This window comes from Micromonospora sp. NBC_00389, from assembly GCF_036059255.1.
Classification (GTDB): Bacteria; Actinomycetota; Actinomycetes; order Mycobacteriales; family Micromonosporaceae; genus Micromonospora.
Genome location: NZ_CP107947.1, coordinates 1,329,878 through 1,349,115, shown reverse-complemented (window position 1 = coordinate 1,349,115; position 19,238 = coordinate 1,329,878). Strand labels below are relative to the sequence as shown.

Genomic DNA, 19,238 nt, shown 5'->3' with positions numbered 1-19,238 from the left:
CCTTCGTTGCTAGCTGCCCCGCTGCCACCAGCGACGTTTCGCGACCGGCGCCGGCGCCGGTTCCTCGTCCTCTTCGTCGTCCTGCGCAGCACGGGCCAACACGGCCGTGGCCATCGCCCGGTCGTCCTGACGGCAGCCGGGCGTGACGATCATCAGCTGCGCCAGTGATTCCTCGATGGTGACCAGCCGGTTCGCCGCCACCGCCGCGTCGAGCCGGGCCCGGACGAGTTGGCGTACCTCCGGCCGCAGGTCCGGTTCCCGGTAAGCGGCGGTGACGAGCGCGAACAGCGCCGCGTCGGAGACCCAGTCCTCGACGCCGAAGGCGAGGTCCACCAGCACCTCGCGTCGGGTCGAGGTCGACCACGGCTCGTCCTTGGCGTAGTGCAGGATGCCGAGGCACACCCACGCCTGCATGAGCCGGTACCAGTACGTCGGCGTCGACTTGGCCAGGTGCTGCCAGCGCGCGGTGTCCGGCGGGCCGGGCAGGTGGGCGAGCAGCCCGAGCAGGTCGTCCAGCGGCACCTCGCCGAGCGGGGCGGCCTTCACGTACCCCGAGAGCGGCGACTGCCACGGCTCCCCCGCAACCTCCTGCAGCAGCCCGACTGCGGCGGCCGCCGGCGCCGGCCCAGCGGGCAGCGGCTCGGTACCGTCGTACCGCCAGACCGCGTACCGGCCGGGCCGTACGGGCGTCCGGATATCGGGGGACGGGAACTCGGCGATGCCGATATCGACTGGGCCGGCGATCCTGCGGCAGGCGGTCATGGCGCTGGCCGGCTCCGCCGCCGACAGCCCGAAGCCGGTGACCTCGAGCTGCTCGCCGCGCGCCCGACGGCCACCGATCTCGTTGGCGACGTTGCTGATCGCCTCGCTCGGCATCGGCACCCAGTTGAGCCAGGGCCGCTTCGATCCCGCCATGGCGAACACCACGTCGGTCATCCCGCAAGGGTGCGGATCGTCGTGTACGGCGACAAGGTCCGCCACGTCGCCGGAGGCCCGGAACCGCACCGCGTGCCGGGCGGCATCGCGGTGCGGAAAGGTGGAGTCGTCGGCCATCTGCCGCAGGTCAGCATCTGCATCGCCCGAGAACATGGCGCGGAGCCTAACAATCCAAACAGCCGGGCAGGGGCAGAGGTCAACGGCGCAGGCCGACCGGCGTTTGGCGACAGCTACTCTCGTACGCCTGGGTACCGTGGCACTCAGGTGCTGCGGAGCGTGCAGGCCGAGACCGACGTCAGCAGAGCCCATGACCCCGGAAGAAGCCCGAACAGGCCACGGTGCAGCCAGTTCGGGACGAAGGGCACTCCGACTCCCAGAGTCCGCTTCAGCGGCAACACCCGGGGAACCGAAGGCTCCCACGTCATCATGATCAGCAAGCCGCAGCTGGTTACCGATGTCATCATGCCGGCCCTCGCCGGGGTGGACCGCTGATTGCGGCCACCACGCTGGCGGGGCGATGCTGTGCCCTGGTCAGCCCGTCCGTGGTTGCCGGGCGACGTCGGCATCAGCTGGTGTCAGGCAAGTCGGTGGTTGAGGGCGGTGTGACGGCGGCCGGCGCCGGCGGTGCGGACGGCGGCGGCGAGGGCGCGGCGGGAGCCGACGAGGACGACGAGTTTTTTGGCGCGGGTGACGGCGGTGTAGAGCAGGTTGCGTTGCAGCATCATCCAGGCGCTGGTGGTCAGGGGGATGACCACGGCCGGGTATTCGGAGCCCTGGGAGCGGTGGATGGTCATGGCGTACGCGTGGGCGAGTTCGTCGAGTTCGTCGAAGTCGTAGTCGATGCTCTCGTCCTCGTCGGTGCGCACGGTCAGGGACTGCTCCTCGGCGGACAGGGCGGTGACGACGCCGACGGTGCCGTTGAACACGCCGGCTTGGCCCTTGTCGTAGTTGTTGCGGATCTGCGTGACCTTGTCGCCGATCCGGAACACCCGCCCGCCCATCCGCCGTTCCGGTTGCCCATCGCGGGCGGGGGTGAGGCGCTGTTGCAGCAGCCCGTTGAGGGCGCCCGCGCCGGCCGGGCCGCGGTGCATGGGGGTGAGGACCTGCACGTCGCGGCGCGGGTCGAGGCCGAAGCGCGCGGGGATGCGGGTGCAGGCGACGTCGACGGTCAGGGCGGCGGTGGCGTCGGTGTCGTCGCAGGCGAACAGGAAGAAGTCGCTCAGCCCTTGTAGGAGGGGTGGTTTGCCGGCGTTGATGCGGTGGGCGTTGGTGACGACGCCGGATTCGGCGGCTTGTCGGAAGATTTGGGTGAGCCGCACCCGGGGGATGGCCGGGGCGGCGAGCAGGTCGCGCAGGACTTCACCAGCGCCGACGGAGGGGAGTTGGTCGACGTCGCCGACGAGGAGCAGATGCGCGCCGGGCGGGACAGCCTTGACGAGCTTGTTGGCCAGGATGAGGTCGAGCATCGACGCCTCATCGACGACCAGGAGGTCGACGTCGAGGGGATTGTCCCGGTCGTAGGTGGCCTCGCCGCCGGGGCGTAGCTGCAGCAGCCGGTGCACGGTGGCCGCGGGATGCCCGGTCAGCTCCGACAGGCGTTTCGCGGCGCGGCCGGTCGGGGCGGCGAGGGTGACCTTGGCCTTCTTCGCGGCGGCGAGTTCGACGATCGAGCGGACGGTGAAGCTCTTGCCGCAGCCAGGCCCGCCGGTCAGCACCGCCACCTTGGAGGTGAGCGCGAGGCGTACGGCCTGTTCCTGCTCGGGGGCCAGGTCGGCGCCAATGCGGGCCTTCAACCAGGCCAGGGCCTTGTCCCAGTTGACGTCAGCGAAATGGGGCAGGCGGTCGGCACGGACTCCCAGCAGCCGCTGCAGCGACCCTGCCAGGGACTGTTCGGCGCGGTGGAACGGCACCAGATACACCGCCAGCACCTGCTCGCCGTCAGAGCCGGGCAGCCCCTCACGGACCACGCCCTCCTCGCCGACGAGGTCGTCTAGGCAGCCGGCGACAAGGTCGCCGGGCACGTTCAGGATCTTGGTGGCGTCGGCGACGAGCTGCGAGGCGGGCAGGTAGCAGTGCCCTGAGTCGGTGGCCTCCGACAGGGTGTACTGCAGGCCGGCCTTGACCCGCTGCGGGCTGTCGTGCGGGATGCCGACGGCCTGGGCGATGGTGTCGGCGGTCTTGAAGCCGATGCCCCACACGTCGGCCGCCAGCCGGTACGGCTCGTTGCGCACCACCGAGATCGAGGCGTCGGCGTACTTCTTGAAGATCCGCACCGCCAGAGACGTGGACACCCCGACGCCCTGGAGGAAGACCATCACCTCCTTGATGGCCTTCTGCTCTTCCCACGCCCCGGTGATCTTCGCCGTGCGCTTCGGACCCAACCCAGGGACCTCGACCAGCCGTGCGGGTTCCTCCTCGATGACCCGGAGGGTGTCGAGGCCGAAGTGGGCGACGATCCGCTCGGCGAACACCGGACCGATGCCCTTGACCAGGCCGGAGCCGAGGTAGCGCTGGATGCCTTGGATGGTGGCGGGCAGCACGGTGGTGTAGGAATCGACCTCGAACTGCCGCCCGTACTGTGGGTGCGACGACCACCGCCCCGACAGGCGCAAGCTCTCCCCGGGCTGCGCGCCGAGCAGCGCACCGACCACCGTCAACAGGTCGGAACCGCGGTCGGTGGCTACCCGGGCGACGGTGTAGCCGGTCTCCTCGTTGACGTAGGTCAACCGCTCCAGCACCGCGTCCAGTACCGCCAGGGGCGGGCGGGTGGAAGCGGTCACGGCGACCATGGTGCCGCCTACAAGGGGTGCACTGCCACCCAGCGTCGACGCGACTGCGCCATGTGGCGGTGGTGGCCGGGCGGTCAGCTTGCCGATGGCCGCGGCGGCCGAGGTCGCCGGGCACTTCGATCAGGTCTACGGGGCGAAGGTCAGCAAGGACACGATCTACCCGACCAGAGACAAGGTCGTCGAGGAGATGACGAATCGTTTCACCGGCCCCTCAGCCGTGCGCTGCCACCCGGCACTGTGCCCTGTGGCGGTGGTGGCCAGGGGCGGTCAGGTTGCCCGATCGTCGCGGCGGGCCACGTAGCGCAGCGGGTTCTGGATCTGATGTTTCTCGGCCTCGGGACAGATTTGTCGGCCATCTGCTGCCGAATGACGCTGATGTCGGCCTCGATCTCCTCCGCGCTGCGGTCGCCGCCCCGGCGGGTGGGGTCAGGCAGCGCGAGCGGTCGCATCGCCGCCCCGATGGGCAGGTCGAGTGCGGCGCATAGGCCGCGTACCTTGGCCACTGCTGCCAGTCGCCGGCGAGCCAGCGGAACAGGTCGAGCGACTGGCACCGGTGTGCCTGGTGACGTCGCCCACGGTCCAGCCGCGGTCCTGCCGGGCGTCTTGGACTGCCCCACAACGAACTGGGCGAAGGCCGTCTGCGATGTGATCGCCACTGGGTCCATCCTCAGTCGTGACCCTTCATGAGCCGTTCGCATCGCCACAGGGTAGGTAGGTCGCACCCGCCCCCGCGGTGAGATTGTCACGCGTCAGCGGGTTCTCCGCGCTGATCGCTTGCGTGGCGGGGTCAGCAGATCCGCGATCGTGGCGATCGCGCTCGGCACCAGCCGGTAGTAGGCCCGCACACCGCGCTTCTCCCGCTCCAGCAAGCCGGCCTCGGTAAGGATACGCAGGTGGTGACTGACCGTCGGCTGCGAGAGGCCGACCGGCGCGGTCAGGTCACAGACGCACGCGTCGCCCTCCGGGGCCGACTGGATCAGGCTGAGCAACCGCAGCCGGGCAGGGTCGGCGAGGGCCTTCAGGACCCCCGCCAGCCGCTCGGCATCGGTACGTTCGATCGGCTCGCCGGCAAGCGGCGAGATCTGAGGCTTAGTCATTTCAGCCAAGGCATTTCCCACATATTCCATCCTTCCACCAGCAGCATCCACCCACGCACATATCGACGATGCACGATGCCTATGAGCGTGTTCGAGATGGTCTGATGTGGACGGCGTGACAGCGGCGACCGCAGCCGGGCTCGGTGTCCGGATGTCGTGGTTACCCCTCCGGCTTGACCGGTGCTCAGTGGACGTTGATCGAGCCGCCGTTGCCGGAGCCAAACACCGACGGCCGGGCGGGAGAAACACCCTCGGCGGGATTGGCATCGGCCAGGGTCAGCCGGTCACCACTCAGCTCCGCCCCCAGGGGCCTGCCGAGTTTGATCATCCGTGCGAGCGAGCCTCAACGGTCGTGGCCCCCGCCAGGGCTGGGTGGCGGCGCTGCGTGGGGCGGGCCGGTCAGTACCCCGGTCTCGGTGGGCCGGCCGGTGACCGGGTGGGATGGCTTAACCTTCGCCGGCCGGCTCGGCTCGGCCGTCGTGCCGGGCTTCTTCGCCGTGCCGGACCCGCTCCCGGTGCCGGAGCTGTTCTTCGTACCGGACCCGTTCTTGCTGGCGGGCTTGGTGTCCGGGACCAGGCGCTGGCAGTAGGCGTCGACCTGCGCGGCGCCACCACCGGCGGCGGCCACCAGCGGCTGGAACCCCGAGGTCGCTAGCGCCTTTTCCCGCTGGGCCGGCTTCTTGGCCAGGTACGCCCGGCAAAGCCCGCCGAGCTGCGCCCTGTCCTGCGGACCGCTGCTCGGGCTCCGCCGGGCCGACGGGACGGTCGGGGACCGGCCCGGATCGCCGGCGGTGGGCGCGCCACCGCCGGTCGGGGATCCGTCGGGGCGGCCGGTGGTCGGGGCGGGAGTCGCCGGACCAGACGGCGGAACCGGCGCCCCGGGAGGGTCCAACGTGACCGCCGCGAAGGCGGCGCCGGCTGTCGCGGTGGCGAGAACCCCGGCGACCCAGGCCAGGGCGCCGGCGGTGAACCGGCGGCGGCCGGGGACCCGGGCGGGCGCGGATGCCGGGGCAGCGCGGGCCGCCCGGAAGGCCGCCAGCGCCCCCTGCTCCCCGGCCAGCTCGACAGGGCGCGCCGGGGCGGCCGCCGCAGCGAGCAGCCCGGCGAGCGGGTCGGCCGGGACGGCACCCTCCGTGGACGTTGCGGCGCGCGCCGCGTCGAGGAGCCGGTCGGCCGCGGCGCGGTCGGCGAGTCGGCCGGAGCGGCGGAAACTCATCCTGAATCCCCTCACGTCAACCATCCGCCGGTTCGGCGTGCGGCGCCTGCCGGCGCCGGTCGCCGCGCGGCCGCGCGCTGGTCTCGAGCGCGGCTGGTGGCTGGCTCGGATCGTAGCGCTCGATCAGCCCGGCGAGCCGCCGCAGCCCTCGGTGCGCGGCGGTCCGCACCGCGCCGGGGCGCCGGCCGAGTACCCGCCCGGCGGTCCCGGCGTCCAGGCCGATGACGGCCCGGAGCAGGACCGCCTCGGCTTCCCGGGGTGGCAGCGTGGCGATCAGCGCGAGCGCGGCGTCGGTGCCGATGGTCTCCCCGGCCCGCTCGGCGGTGTCGGCGTCGCCAGCCAGCTCTCTGAGCGCGTGCACCGGTACCGGCTTTGACGGCCGGCGGCGCTGCCAGCGGATGTGGTCCATCGCCCGGTTCCGGGCGATGGTGACCGTCCAGGCCCGGAACTCGCCGCCGGTGAAGCTGGGCAGGTCCCGAGAAATCTGCAACCAGGTCTCCGACGCCACATCTTCCGCGTCGGCGCCCACCAGCGCGGTCAGGTAGCGCAGCAGGCTCGGCTGCAGGGTGCGGTAGAGGAAGCGGAAGGCGTCCTCGTCACCGGCCTGCGCCGCGGCGACGGCCTCGCTCAGCTCACCGGCCATGCCATGCCCGTTCCCCGGCGCGGTGGCCCAGCAGACACCGGCGCCGGCGTACGCCATCCCTGCCTGGTCCGCTGACCGGACCTGATTCCACGCCTCTTAGCCCCCCACTAACCGGATCGCGCTCGCGGCTGCGGCGGCCCGGGCGGCACGTCCAGACACTCGCCACGACGAACGGCCATCGGCGCACTGCCACGCCGGCGCGGTGAAGTGGCCCCAAGTCGGGCAACGGTAGGAGCTCACCACCCCACCAATAGGTCGGCACCACGTCACAGTAACGCCCACCCATGTGAGGGCGAAAGCACCGGAGCGAGCCCAAGCCCCTTACTTACTTCGCTAGGGAAGGGCATGGGCGAGTGCCCCTGGAGGCCCTCGACTCCTCTCTGGTGGTCGCGGCGCGGGCCTCTGACCTGCTGATGTGAGGTCGTGTAAGGCCGTGTGAGGCACTGTCAGCCCTCACGACACCTTCCTCGACCGCCTGTGGTCATACCGTCGACCCACCGGCCAGGCACCCCCACTCACCGTCCGTCGCCCCTGTAGCTCCACGCCCGCGATCTCCCGTGATCGCGCAGATCAGCCAGGCGACACCAATCAGGCAGGAGGCAGTGATGCGAACCAGAGCGGGTTCTATCGCCACAACGATGGCATCCGTGCTCCTGGTCGCGGCCGTTCCGGCCGCGCTCATTCACCTCGGCGGATGGCCAACGCCTGACGTGCCATCGACCGGGGCGCTGCGGGACTGGGTCCGACAACCGCTGACCGCCGGATTCATCGCCGGCCTCGCGCAAACCGCCGCCTGGCTGATCTGGGCGCTGCTCGTCACCGCCGTCGGCCCCCGCGCCTACACGCCGGTCACCCGCACGCTGCGGTGGCTACCCACGCTGCACCTGCCGGGACCGCTGCAGGGACTGACCGCGGCCGTGCTGGGAGCCACCGCGGTCAGCGCCAGCACGGGCGCCATCCCTGCCCACGCCGCCGCGCCCGCCAACGCCGACATGACCAACTCGCCCGACGCGGTGCACCTCACCCCGCCGCAAGCCAGTCACACCCTCATAAGCCACGCGGCGGCGAGCGGCACAAAGCTCAACCGTGTCGCGACCGGCCACGGGGATACCTACATCGTCAAGCGTGGAGACACGCTCTCCGACATCGCCGAGCGGTGCCTGGGCGACGACCGCCGCTGGCCGGACATCTTCGCCCTCAACCGCGGCGCCCGCTTTCCCGGCGTCGGCGGGACGCTGCGCAACCCGAACCTGATCTATCCCGGCTGGACCCTCAACCTGCCAGCCCACGCCAGCCCAGACGGCCCCCCAAAAGATGTGGGGCCGCCTAAGCCGCCGCCGACCGATCAACCGGACGCCAAGGCACCACAACCCTCGCTGAACAGGCCCACCCCAGCCCCAGGCAGCTCGGCCCCGGCCACGGTCACGCCGAACACACCCGCGTCGACCACGACGGCCGCACCGCCGAGCAGCGGCGCCCCGGAACCCGTCGCCACCGCGACCGGCTCTGCCGCCAACGCCGAAGCGGGCGATGCCCCCACCCACGATCGGGATGCGCGGGGCGTGTCTCTGCCGAGCGGCAGCTGGGTAGACATCGGCCTGGCCCTGGCCATCGCGGGCGCGGTGGCGCTGGTGTGGGCGCATCGCCAGCGCCGCTACATTCCCCGGCCGCCCACGGCCACTACGCACACGACCGATCCCGACCTCGACGTCGCGCCGATGCCGCCGGTGATCGGCCAGATCCGCCGGGGACTGCGCCAGCTCACCGCCGGCCACGCCAACGCGCCGACCAGCGACGCCCCCCACACGATCACCGAGGTGGGCGTCGACATGCACACCGACGACCTCGCCGTGGGCAGTGGCGCCGCCACGGAGAACGACGGCAATGGCACGCACCCCGATACCCGTCCCGGCGCTGACGAGCCGAACCAGGCCGACGCCCGCCGCGAAACCACAGCAGGCGGCGACGTGCCGGTCGTGCCGTCGCTGGCCAACCCGCTGTCGGCTTTGTGGCCGCCCGCCGGACTCGGACTCACCGGTCCCGGTGCGCACGCCGCCGCCCGCGGGTTCCTCGCCGCCGCCCTGGCCGCCGGCGGCCTGGACGACATCGATGCCCGCACCGACGTGGTGATGCCGTCCGCGACCGCGGCCACGCTGCTCGGTCCCGCGGCGGTCAACCTGCCGCACACACCCCGGCTGACCATCACCACCGGACTCGACGAAGCCCTTCAGATCCTCGAAGCGCAGACCATGCGCCGCACCTGGCTGCTCGACCGGCACGAGGTGAACACCGTCGCCGAGCTGCGGCACACCGACCCCTACGAGGAGCCGCAGCCGCCGATCATGCTCCTGGCCGAAGCGAGCACCCGCCACGAACGCGCCCGCGTCGCCGCCCTGCTCGCGCAGGGCCAACGCCTGGACATCCACGGGGTGCTGCTCGGCCCATGGTCCGACGGCAACACCGTCATGGTGGCCGACGACGGCGTCACCACCCCCGCCGATAGAGAGAGCCAGCGCCCTGGCAGGCATACCGCCGACGTCGGCCGGCTCGCGATCCTCACGCCTGCTGAAACCGCGGACCTGCTGGCCACCCTCGCCGAGTCGCACACCGGCCAACCCCAGCCGCCGCCCCCGACCGAACCCGCACCACCACCGCTCCGGGCCGCGACTCCGACCTCGCTGGCGGTTGCGGCCACACCGACAGACACGCCGGTGGTCGCACCAACTGACACGGACGCCGACGCCGAGCAGGACGTGGAGGCCGGCCACGACCGGAGCGGCGACACCTACAAGACACAGTCCCCGGCGGGTGCCGTTGGCATCACCGACGTCTCGGTTCCCGTTGAGCTGAGCGCCGCAGCCAGCCAGGGCGGCGACACCCGCCCAACAGACGACGCGACGGCGACAGTCAACCACCGGAGGGCTGCCGTCGTCGGGCGGTCACCAGCCGCAGCCGGCCGGGACGTCGATGCCGAACTGGTGGGGCAACCCGGACGGGTGGGGGTGAGGGTGCTCGGGATACCCGGCATCGTCGACGGTGACCCGCAGCGCAGCCTGCGCGCGAAGTCCCTCGAACTGCTGGTGTATCTGGCGGTCCGCGATGGCAGCGCGTCCACGGAGGCGATCCTGGACGACCTGCTACCCGACGCGCCCGCCAGCAAGGCAGTGCACCGGCTGCACACCTACGTCTCGGACCTGCGCGGCGTCCTGCGGCACAACGGCGGCCCCGGCACCTACCTCACCCACCCCCACCGCCGATACGAACTCAACCCCGAAAGCTTCAACATCGACCTGTGGCGGATGCGCGCCGCAGTCCGCGCCGCCGACGCCGCCGGATCCAAACCCGAACGGGTCACGGAGCTGCGCCGCGCCGTCGACACCTACCAACCACTCGCCGAGGGCCGCGAATACGAATGGCTCGAGCCCTACCGGGAGAAGATCCGCCAGGACGCCCTCGACGCCGCTCTGGCCCTCGCCGAGGAACTCGCCGGCCGACCCACGGAACAGCTCGCCGTCCTCGACACCGCAATAAGCCAACACCCCTACGCCGAACAGCTGTACCAGGCCGCCATGCGCGCCCGCGCGCAACTCGGCCACCTCGACGCCATCCGCGCGCTACGCCGGACGTTGACCCGCCGGCTGGCCGAGATCGACGCCGAACCCGCCGACGACACTCTCGCCCTAGCCGACCAGCTCACCGCCGACCTGCGCCGCCCCGGCCGCGACGCACGGACACGAAGCTCCGCCCGCACAGACGGAGCGTCCGCATGAACACCGCACCGCACACCGGCAATCCGACCAGCACCGCCACCGCCGGCGCCGCGGCGTCGGCTGACACCGGCGCACATCTGCGGCGGCTGCGCTGGGCCGTACGGGCCACGCTCACCCTCGGCGTCGCCGCCTCCGTGGCGGCAAACGTCCTGCACGCCGAATCAAACCCGATCAGCCAGATCATCGCCGCATGGCCACCACTGGCGCTGCTGCTCACCGTCGAACTGATCTCCCGCGTCCCGCACCACCGCCGATCCCTCGGCACCATCCGGATCATCGCGACGGCCATCATCGCCGCCATCGCGACATGGGTGAGCTACTGGCACCTCGTCGGCGTCGCCACGCGATACGGGGAGACCGAAGCCGCCGCCGCATACCTGCTGCCCATATCCGTCGACGGACTCGTCATCGTCGCCAGCGTCAGCCTCGTCGAGCTCACCGCCAGGATCCGCGCGGCGACACCTGACCACCAGCCTGTGCTGATCGCATCGCCCGAATTCCCACCGGCCACAGAGCCCACCCACGTGACCCGACAGCCTACGGCTCAGCCCGGCACACTCGCTCCCCAGCAGCACGCCGCTGCAGGGGCAGAGGCCGTGCCACCGGGCACACGGACTCGACGGCCGATCAAAGCCGTCACTGCACCAACCGCCTCGCCGTCAACCGCTTGCGCACCCACTGCGGCACCTGACGGTGCTCGCCAGGATGCCGGAAACACGACCAACGTCGATTCCGCTGAGCGCGGCAATGACCTGCCGCCGCAGGCGGCCGACGCCAGCGACCCCGCCACGCCCGCCGACACCGCCAACGGGAAGGCGTCCCGCTCCGCGCGCCCGCACCAGCGATTCGCGAACCCACAGCCGCTAGATCGGCTCGACGACGGGCAGCGCGTGGATCCACCGCCACGGAGGCCCGACATGGAACCCAGGACGGAGAGGGATACAGCAGACGGCGCGGTCTCCGAGGGGGGACCCGTGCCGACGGAGACCGCCAGCGCGGTGGCTTACTGGTATCGGCGTGAGCCCACCCTGCACCCAGCCGAGATCGCCGCGCGGATCGGCCGGTCTGAACGCACGGTCCGCCGGTACTGGCCGCCGCCAGCCACCCGCCAGCCGTCAGCGGCGACAACGTCAGCGACGTAGCCTAGTTGTGCTGTCCAGGGAGGTTGGTCGAGGTTGTGTGACGACATGGTCTGATGTCGTAGGTAGGTGAAGGCCTCCGGTTGTGGAGTGGAGCTGTCTAGGAACCGCTCCGGCAACCAGGAGGCCTTCATGCTCCACCGTAATGCTGCTTTGACCCCACGCGCACGTCTGCGGCTGGCGCGTCTGATCGTGGACGAGGGCTGGCCGGTCGCCCAGGCGGCACGCCGTTATGACGTCTCTTGGCGCACCGCGAAACGCTGGACAGATCGTTACCGCGAGCAGGGCGCTGACGGTATGCAGGATCGCTCGTCGCGCCCGCACCGCAGCCCGGCACGCACACCGCAGCCCATGGTCCGCAGGTCGTGCACCTGCGCTGCAAGCAGCGCCTGGGCCCGGTCCAGATCGGCGGGCGCCTCGACATGCCGGCCTCGACCGTGCACGCCGTGCTGGTGCGCTGCCGCCTCAACCGGCTGCGCCATCCGCCGACGGGCCCGACCCCCGGCGCCACCCGCGAGGGGGGTTTGGGAGGGTCGCGGCGGTCAGCGGGTCGCGGCGGCTACCCGTAGCCCCAGGGCGATGAGCACTGTGCCGCTGACCGCTTCCAGTCGACGGCGGATCACCGGTCGGCGGAACCACGCGCCCGCTCGCCCGACCACGGCCGCCAGACCGAGGTACAGGACGATCTCGACAGCTACCTGGAGCAGTGCAAGGAGGGCGGTGGTCGCGAACAACGGCCGGTCGGCCGGCACGAACTGGGGGTAGAAAGCGATCATGAACACGGCGGCCTTCGGGTTGGCGAGCATCACCAACGCACCCTCGCCGAAGGCCTTCCACCAGCCCCGCTTCGGGTTGGACAGCAGGTCCTCGGTCGGCTCCTGGACCGACCCCAACTTCCGGCCCTGCCAGGCGGTCCGCCACGCCTTGATTCCCAGGTAGATCAGGAATCCCGCGCCGATCACCCGGAGGACAATGAAAGCTGCTTCCGACGCGGCAACCATGGCTGCCAGACCCGCCGCGGCGAACAACGCCCAGAGGTAGAGACCGGCCTCCAGGCCCAGCACAGTCGGCACCGCTCCGGCGAATCCGCGCAGCGCGGCCCGACGCATGATCAGCGCCATCGCAGGACCTGGAGATGCCGAGATCAGCACAACGGCAACGACGAAGGCAGGTAGCGAGGCGACGAGATCCATTAGTGGATCATCCCGGCTGGCGCCGCCCCGCTCAACCCCTGCCCAAGCCAGCCGACTACCGCTGAGGATCAGGGCGCGGGCGAAGAAGACCAAGTTCGGGGCGCGCTCGGCGAGCCGGCGCATCAGGTAGCTGTCGTAGGACAGGTAGGTCCGGAACCTGTGGCCCTCGCCGGCCGGCCGGGTCTGCTCCTCTGGCCGGCTGCCGTAGAGCATCTGGAACTCGAACCCGTCCCCTGAGCGGTCGAACCAGCCCGCGGACGTCATCCTAAAGATCAGGAAATGCACCGCCTACCCTGCCCAGGCTGCCCCGCGTCGACGTCCGCATGCCGCCGATCGTGCGCGTCGGCGTCGGAGCGCCCGTCGCCCTCGGTGTGCGTCGCGCCGGCGCCAAGGTGAAGCGGCGTCTAAAGACCGGATGTCGCCGCCGTGCCTTTCGACAAATCCCTGGTTCGCGCTCGCCCGGCTGCCAGGGGGCAGCGCCACTTTCACTTCGTGTTGTCCGTGCTGGCTCGGGTGTCCATCTGGTCGTAGTCGAACGTTTTGGCGACGGTGGGATTGCGGCGGGGTAAGCGTTGTTGGGATATCAGTGCCCTCGGGGCATACACCCAATCTCTATACCAGCCTGGTCACGTCTATCTCGGCCGCGTCGGCACGCTGCTCAGGTCGGCCGCTCGCGCCAAGGCTCGCGCCGTGGTCGATGGTGTGGCGGACAGTAGTGGTGGACGGATCACGGGTGTCGGGATGCGTCCCTGGGCGTGCAGCACCGCCTTGATCACGGATGGGTTGGGTTCGGCAAACAGTGCCGTCGACAGGGTGGCGAGCCGGTGACCGAGGGGCCGGGCCCCGGCCATGTCGCCGGCTTGCCAGGCCGCGACCAGCGTGGCGTACTCGGCGGTGGCGACGTGCGCGGAGGCGAGGATGCCGCCGTGTGCGCCGAGGGCGAGCAGCGGTGAGATGTACGCATCCTCGCCGCCGAGCACTACGAAGTCGGGTGGCAGGTCGGCGAAGAAGGCGATGGTGTCCGCGTCGATGCCGCCGACGGCGTGCTTGATCCCCACCATTCCGGGCAGCGCGGCGAGGCGGCGCAGCGCCTCGGCGGAGAGTTGCTGCCCGGTGCGGTACGGAACGTGGTAGGCGACCAGGGGCACCGGGGATGCCTCGACCAGCCGAGCGAAGTGCGCGAGCACCGCCTCCTCGCCGGGTCGCAGGAACGGCGGCACCAGGGTGAGCGCCGCCGTGACCTCGGGCCGTCCGGCGAGGGCTTGCAGGTCTTCCGTGGTGTGCGCGCCGACCAAGAGGCCCGCCCGGTGCTCCCGACAGACCGCGGCGACGGCGTCGACCACCGTCAGCTGCTCAGCGTTGCTGAGCGCGTGCGGCTCCGCGGTGGTACCCAGCGCGACCAGGCCGTCCGCGCCGGCTATCAGCATGTCGTGAGCGAGCGCGGTCAGCGCGTCAATGGCGATGTCGCCCTGTTCGTCGAACGGTGTGATGAGCGGTACGTACAGGCCGGACGGTGTCATGCCTTCAGCCTGCGACTTGAGATTGTGAAGATCCAGTTCCGATTGCTCAACGAATACGTAAGCTGAACTGATGCTTGATGTGCGCCGTCTGCGGCTGCTCCGGGATCTGGCTCGGCTCGGCACCATCGCCGCTGTCGCCGAGGCGTACACCTACACGCCCTCGGCGGTCTCTCAGCAACTCGCCGCGCTGCAACGGGAGGCCGGTGTCGCGCTCCTGGAACGCGTCGGTCGTCGGGTCGCCCTCACTCCCACCGGGGAGGCGTTGGTTCGGCAAACGGAGGTGGTCCTCGCAGCTCTGGAGACGGCCGAGGCCACCCTTGCCGCCGCGCGGGGCGGACTATCCGGCACGGTACGCATCGGCGCGTATCCCAGCGCGGTGCGTACCCTGCTGCTGCCTGCCCTGGTCGCGCTGGCCCGCGACCAACCCGCGCTCGACCTGATGGTCACCGAACTGGACCCGGTCGCCGTGCCGGCCGCACTGCGCGACCGCCGTCTCGACGTGGCCCTCGTACACGACTACGACATCGTGCCGGTCGAACCGGATCCGGCGCTGGACTCGACACCGCTGCTGGACGAGACGGTGTTCATCGCCATTCCCGCCGCCGGAACGGAGCACGATCCGGCGGGCGACCCGATGCAGTCGGTGCGCGACGAGGACTGGATCGTGGGTAGCCAGGGGACGCTATGCCACTCGCTCGCCCTGCACGCCTGCGAGTTGGCCGGTTTCCACCCGACCGTGCGTCATCACGCGGACGACTTCGCCACCATGCTTGCCCTGGTCGCCTCCGGCCGGGGAGTCGGATTGGTACCTCAACTCGCCGTCGGGCAACCGCCCACCGGGGTCCGCCTCGTACCGCTCACCATCAAGCGACGTACCCGGGTCGCGTACCGGAAGGGCTCGGGCGACCACCCGGCGGTGGCCGCAAGCGTGGCGGCACTCCGGACCGCCGCCTCGAACATGCAGGTCTGCCAATAGTGGTGTTCACCGGCGCCAGCACGCGGCGGCCCGATCCTCCTGAACGGAGCCGGCTTGGAGGCCGACAGCAAAATTGGCGGCGATCGGGTGGAAAACCCCAAGCCCGCTCCGGACGGCATGCCCCTCGCCGCGAGCCCACCCCGGAAGGCCCCCTGCCCCTACTGCGAGCAGTAACGCCTAGCCACTGATCAGCCATCGCACGGGCGCCTGATTGAACCCAGGATGCAACCACGATGCGGCGCGAGATTCAGGTACGCGCATCTGCCGCCGGTAACGCGCGCTCTCGGCAGCGAGCTGAGGCGATTGACTCCTACGCCGCCCCGGCTTCGCCCGCGACCGGCGTTTGTCACGGCGGGTTCTCGGTGCGGGCCCCCCGTCAGGTGCTGTCCGATGGTGCTTGCGGCGCCGTCAGATGTGACGCGGTCAGTAGGTGAGGCCATGGCGGTTGACCGCGGCGCAGCCGTCGAGCTTCGGCTCTCCTGGCCGGCCGAACGGGAGGTCACCGGCGCGGATTGGTGCGGCCCTGCCTCGCGAAGACGGCGGACATGCTCTCGGCGCCGCCGCCTCACCCATGCGCTGGCACGGTCCATAATCATGCGCGTGGTCTTCGGGTAACGCAGTCATCGGATGCTGAGGTGCTTGCCGGCGCGCTGCTGTGGCAGAACGCGACGCAGGAGATGGACGCCAGAGGCGAGCCCAGTCGGTGAGGTGAGCGGATCTGCCGATGTGCGGACGTGCGACCGGCCGCGTCAAAGTCCTGACGAGGCACCCGGCTGTGTGGTGCTGCTGCGAGGAGAAGGCAACGGCACCCGGTCGGGCTCGAGCTGTTCCGCCGTGTGTGGACCTTTGGGGTGGCGGCATCGCGGCCTACCGGACGCATTCGTCAACACGCTGGTCGCCAGATCGCCGAGTTGTTCACCGCCTGACCGGGCCGGCCACGCCGTCTCTGGCCGGCGTGCGACAGAATCGGGGCCGTGCGGATGCTGCTGACCTCGAACGGACTGGCCAACGACACACTGCGACAGGCGTTTGCGAAGTTGCTGGGCAAGCCCTGCGCCGAGGCCCGGGTCGCCGCGATCGTGACCGCCTCGCTGGGCCAACCCGGCGACCACGGCTGGTTCGTCGAGGCGCTCGCCGACCTGCACGGCATGGGCTGGGGCGAGCTCGACGTGCTCGACCTCAACGGCCTGACGCGGAACGTGCTGGAGGGACGTCTGGGCCGGGCCGACGTCTGGTGGGTCACCGGCGGCAACCAGTTCCATCTCGCTCAGAGCATCGCCCGCGCCGGCCTGTCCCAGGCGTTCCCGAGGCTGCTGCGCGAGAAGGTGTACGTCGGCACCAGAGCTGGCTCGATGATCTTCAGCCGGCGCTTCGACGAGCGGGCGGCCGACCTGCTCGGTGACCTAGCCGACCTCCACCTCGTCGGCGAGGAGCGGATCAAGCCGGCCTGCCCGCTGTTCGACTGGTACGTCAAGCCGCACCTCGACTCCCCGTCCTTCCGCAACCGCGACGAGGCATGGGCGGACCGGCTGGCGGCGAGCGTGGACTTCCCGCTCTACCTGCTCGACGACGACTCCGCGATCCGGGTCCGCGGCGACAAGGTGGACGTCGTCTCGACCGGGCGCTGGCGGCTGGTCGGGCAATGACGGCGCCGAGCCTGCCGCGCGAAAGTCGGAGGACACCCGCGGTCGCCGACGGGAGGATGGCGGCATGACGATGCACGCCGACCAGCTCCACGTAGACGCGCAGACCGTCCGCCGGCTGGTCGAGGTGCAGTTCCCTCAGTGGCGCGGACTGCCGGTCACCGAGCTGCGCACGCCCGGGACCGTGAACGCGATCTTCCGGATCGGCGACGACCTGGCCGCCCGCTTCCCGCTGGTCGGTCACGACCCGGCGCAGGCCCGCGCGTCGCTGGCGGCCGAGGCCGAGGCCGCGCGTGAACTGGCCGACGCCGCCACCGTGCCCACCCCGGAGCCGGTGGCGATCGGGGAGCCGGGCGCGGGCTATCCGCTGCCGTGGAGCGTCCAGACCTGGCTGTCCGGCCACGACGCGACGGTCGAGGACCCCGCAGGGTCGAACGCGTTCGCCCATGACCTGGCCGAGCTCATCGCCGGGATGCGCGCCGACGACATCCGTGGGCGACGCTTCGACGGCGTCGGTCGCGGCGGGCACCTTCCGGACCACGACGAGTGGCTCGAGACATGCTTCCGGCAGAGCGAGGACCTGCTCGACGTACCCCTCCTGCGGCGGATCTGGGCGGAGTTTCGGACGCTGCCCGAGGTCGACGAGGACGCGATGTGCCACCGCGACCTCATCCCGCCCAACGTCCTCGTCGAAGGCGGCCGTCTCGTCGGCGTCCTGGACGGCGGCGGCTTCGGCCCGGCGGACCCGGCGCTCGACCTCGTGGCGGCCTGGCACCTCCTCGACGAGACCCAGCGCGGCATCCTCCGCCGTGAGCTCGGATGCGGCGACGTCCAGTGGCGGCGCGGGATGGCTTGGGCGTTCCAGCAGGCGATGGGGCTGGTCTGGTACTACCTCGACTCCAACCCGACGATGAGCCGGTGGGGCAGGCGCACCCTGGACCACATCGTCGATGCCTGGGCCGCCCGAGCGAGGACGATTCCCCTCCTAGAGTCTGACCGAGTTCGGTGAGTGTGAACGCACTCATCTGCCGCGAATAGCGCACTACTCAGCGTCACGACAAGCCGCCGCGGTCCGCGCACGGACGTGCCGATGTGAGGGCGTTCGCCGCGCGGTACTGAGGGAGGCGCGATGGTCCGAGACTGCGGTCACCGCTCGTCCGCTATGCCGCCTCTGGCCAATCGGACACGATGACCAGAGGGACAGACTCCGGCGACCGGTATTCGTCATCCGAAAGGTACTCGATGTGCTGATGCCGGTGAACTCCGCGATCCTCAGCGCTTTCGGCTTGCTCAGCCACACCGTCGAGGGCGTCCCAAAGGATGTCGAGATACCGATGACCGCCGGAAAGATGCAGCGTTGCTTCGCCTCGAAGGCTGACGGTCAGCGGTCCTGCTGTCCGCTCCTGAACGACAACTCCGCCCGAAACCTGAGCTTCCACCCGCTCCCAAGGCTCGCGGAGCAGCCGGGCGAGGGCACGAAGAGCAGCCGGCGGTCCGGCAAGCTCTAGTTCGCCGTCAGACGTCGAAAGACGGCACAGCCGGTAATCGTTCACTGGCGCACTCTTCCTCATGGCCGGGACACGCCCTCGCCTGCAACCGAGAACGAACGGAAGCACCCTCACATGCCGCCGACCGTGCGTCACGTGGACGACTAGGGCGTGTCCTGCCGATCATGAGCTCCGTGGATCGTCAGGGGCAGCGCCGACACCCAACCGGATGCCATAGTGCCGCGATGAAGGCAGACCTGCACAGTTACTTGAAGGGCGGCCGCGACGCGCTGCTGTGGAAGCTCGACGGGCTCAGCGAATACGATGTTCGGCGTCCGTTGACCCGGACCGCAACCAACTTGCTCGGTCTGGTGAAGCACTCGGCGGCCATGGAGATCCTCTACTTCGGCGTCGTGTTCGGCCGGCCGTTCGAGCAGGAGCTGCCGTACGTCGGCGACGGAGCGGAGACCAATGCCGACATGTGGGCGACCGCGGATGAGACCCGCGAGGAGATCGTCGCACTGTACCGTCGCGCGATCGCCCACGCCGACACCACCATTGAAGCCCTTGCACTGGATGAGGTCGGCCGCGTGCCGTGGTGGGGCGATGCAGCGGTCACGTTGCACCACGTCCTGGTCCACGTCATCGCGGAAACACAACGGCACGCAGGCCACGCTGACATCGTGCGAGAACTCATCGACGGCGCGGCCGGGCTGCTGCCCAGGAACGACAACCTGCCCCCCGCCGACGAGTCATGGTGGCTGGACTACCGCCAGCGGGTGGAGCAGGCTGCCCTCGACGCCAGCAAACGCAGCAACTAGGTTTCTGT

16 protein-coding genes and 1 pseudogene are annotated in these 19,238 nt (G+C 70.6%); 8 read left to right on the top strand and 9 right to left on the bottom strand.

What is annotated here, in order from left to right; translation table 11 throughout:
• Positions 1-9: 9 nt before the first annotated feature.
• Together OG470_RS06390 and recD2 are read right to left on the bottom strand one after the other, a co-directional pair.
• A complete protein-coding gene (locus OG470_RS06390; RefSeq protein WP_328421695.1) occupies positions 10-1,089 on the bottom strand; it encodes a hypothetical protein in 1,080 nt (359 codons plus the stop codon).
• A 422-nt stretch (positions 1,090-1,511) separates the two neighbouring features.
• A complete protein-coding gene (gene recD2, locus OG470_RS06385) occupies positions 1,512-3,725 on the bottom strand; it encodes an SF1B family DNA helicase RecD2 (RefSeq protein WP_328421693.1) in 2,214 nt (737 codons plus the stop codon).
• Between the two features lie 85 nt (positions 3,726-3,810).
• Between recD2 and OG470_RS06380 the strand changes: the two genes are divergently transcribed.
• Positions 3,811-4,026: a hypothetical protein gene (locus tag OG470_RS06380; protein ID WP_328426873.1), complete on the top strand. Its 216-nt coding sequence runs from the start codon at positions 3,811-3,813 to the stop codon at positions 4,024-4,026.
• 448 nt (positions 4,027-4,474) lie between these two features.
• On the opposite strand, the gene OG470_RS06370 is transcribed toward OG470_RS06380, so the two are convergent.
• From OG470_RS06370 to OG470_RS06355, 4 genes are all read right to left on the bottom strand, one after another.
• Entirely contained in the window at positions 4,475-4,852 is a 378-nt protein-coding gene (locus OG470_RS06370) for an ArsR/SmtB family transcription factor (RefSeq protein ID WP_328421691.1), read from the bottom strand.
• Between the two features lie 154 nt (positions 4,853-5,006).
• Entirely contained in the window at positions 5,007-5,150 is a 144-nt protein-coding gene (locus tag OG470_RS06365) for a hypothetical protein (RefSeq protein WP_328421689.1), read from the bottom strand.
• A 15-nt stretch (positions 5,151-5,165) separates the two neighbouring features.
• Positions 5,166-6,038 (bottom strand): hypothetical protein, encoded by an 873-nt coding sequence (locus OG470_RS06360; RefSeq protein ID WP_328421687.1) that lies wholly within the window; start codon positions 6,036-6,038, stop codon positions 5,166-5,168.
• A gap of 16 nt (positions 6,039-6,054) precedes the next feature.
• A complete protein-coding gene (locus OG470_RS06355; RefSeq protein ID WP_328426169.1) occupies positions 6,055-6,681 on the bottom strand; it encodes an RNA polymerase sigma factor in 627 nt (208 codons plus the stop codon).
• A 638-nt stretch (positions 6,682-7,319) separates the two neighbouring features.
• Here OG470_RS06355 and OG470_RS06350 point away from each other — a divergent pair.
• From OG470_RS06350 to OG470_RS06340, 3 genes and pseudogenes are all read left to right on the top strand, one after another.
• Complete coding sequence (locus OG470_RS06350) at positions 7,320-10,451, top strand: BTAD domain-containing putative transcriptional regulator (RefSeq protein ID WP_328421685.1); 3,132 nt, start codon at positions 7,320-7,322, stop codon at positions 10,449-10,451.
• Positions 10,452-10,585: 134 nt separating this feature from the next.
• A complete protein-coding gene (locus tag OG470_RS06345; RefSeq protein ID WP_328421683.1) occupies positions 10,586-11,593 on the top strand; it encodes a DUF2637 domain-containing protein in 1,008 nt (335 codons plus the stop codon).
• A 129-nt stretch (positions 11,594-11,722) separates the two neighbouring features.
• Positions 11,723-12,072: pseudogene (locus tag OG470_RS06340) on the top strand (leucine zipper domain-containing protein); the annotation flags it as partial.
• A 60-nt stretch (positions 12,073-12,132) separates the two neighbouring features.
• On the opposite strand, the gene OG470_RS06335 reads toward OG470_RS06340, so the two are convergent.
• The gene (locus tag OG470_RS06335) at positions 12,133-13,068 is read right to left on the bottom strand and encodes a LysE family translocator (RefSeq protein WP_442931054.1); all 936 of its coding nucleotides are present in this window, start codon (positions 13,066-13,068) and stop codon (positions 12,133-12,135) included.
• Positions 13,069-13,415: 347 nt separating this feature from the next.
• A complete protein-coding gene (locus OG470_RS06325; protein WP_328421681.1) occupies positions 13,416-14,303 on the bottom strand; it encodes a dihydrodipicolinate synthase family protein in 888 nt (295 codons plus the stop codon).
• 70 nt (positions 14,304-14,373) lie between these two features.
• On the opposite strand from OG470_RS06325, the gene OG470_RS06320 reads away from it, so the two are divergent.
• From OG470_RS06320 to OG470_RS06310, 3 genes are all read left to right on the top strand, one after another.
• On the top strand, positions 14,374-15,279 hold the full coding sequence (locus OG470_RS06320; protein ID WP_328421679.1) for a LysR family transcriptional regulator: 906 nt from the start codon (positions 14,374-14,376) through the stop codon (positions 15,277-15,279).
• Positions 15,280-16,259: 980 nt separating this feature from the next.
• On the top strand, positions 16,260-16,925 hold the full coding sequence (locus OG470_RS06315; protein WP_328426166.1) for a Type 1 glutamine amidotransferase-like domain-containing protein: 666 nt from the start codon (positions 16,260-16,262) through the stop codon (positions 16,923-16,925).
• 64 nt (positions 16,926-16,989) lie between these two features.
• Positions 16,990-17,931, top strand: coding sequence for a phosphotransferase (locus OG470_RS06310; protein WP_328421677.1), 942 nt, complete (start codon positions 16,990-16,992; stop codon positions 17,929-17,931).
• A gap of 151 nt (positions 17,932-18,082) precedes the next feature.
• Here OG470_RS06310 and OG470_RS06305 read toward each other — a convergent pair whose 3' ends face one another.
• Entirely contained in the window at positions 18,083-18,475 is a 393-nt protein-coding gene (locus OG470_RS06305) for an Imm32 family immunity protein (protein WP_328421675.1), read from the bottom strand.
• Between the two features lie 179 nt (positions 18,476-18,654).
• Between OG470_RS06305 and OG470_RS06300 the strand changes: the two genes are divergently transcribed.
• Positions 18,655-19,230, top strand: a complete 576-nt coding sequence (locus tag OG470_RS06300) for a DinB family protein (RefSeq protein ID WP_328421673.1) — start codon at positions 18,655-18,657, stop codon at positions 19,228-19,230.
• Positions 19,231-19,238: the final 8 nt, after the last annotated feature.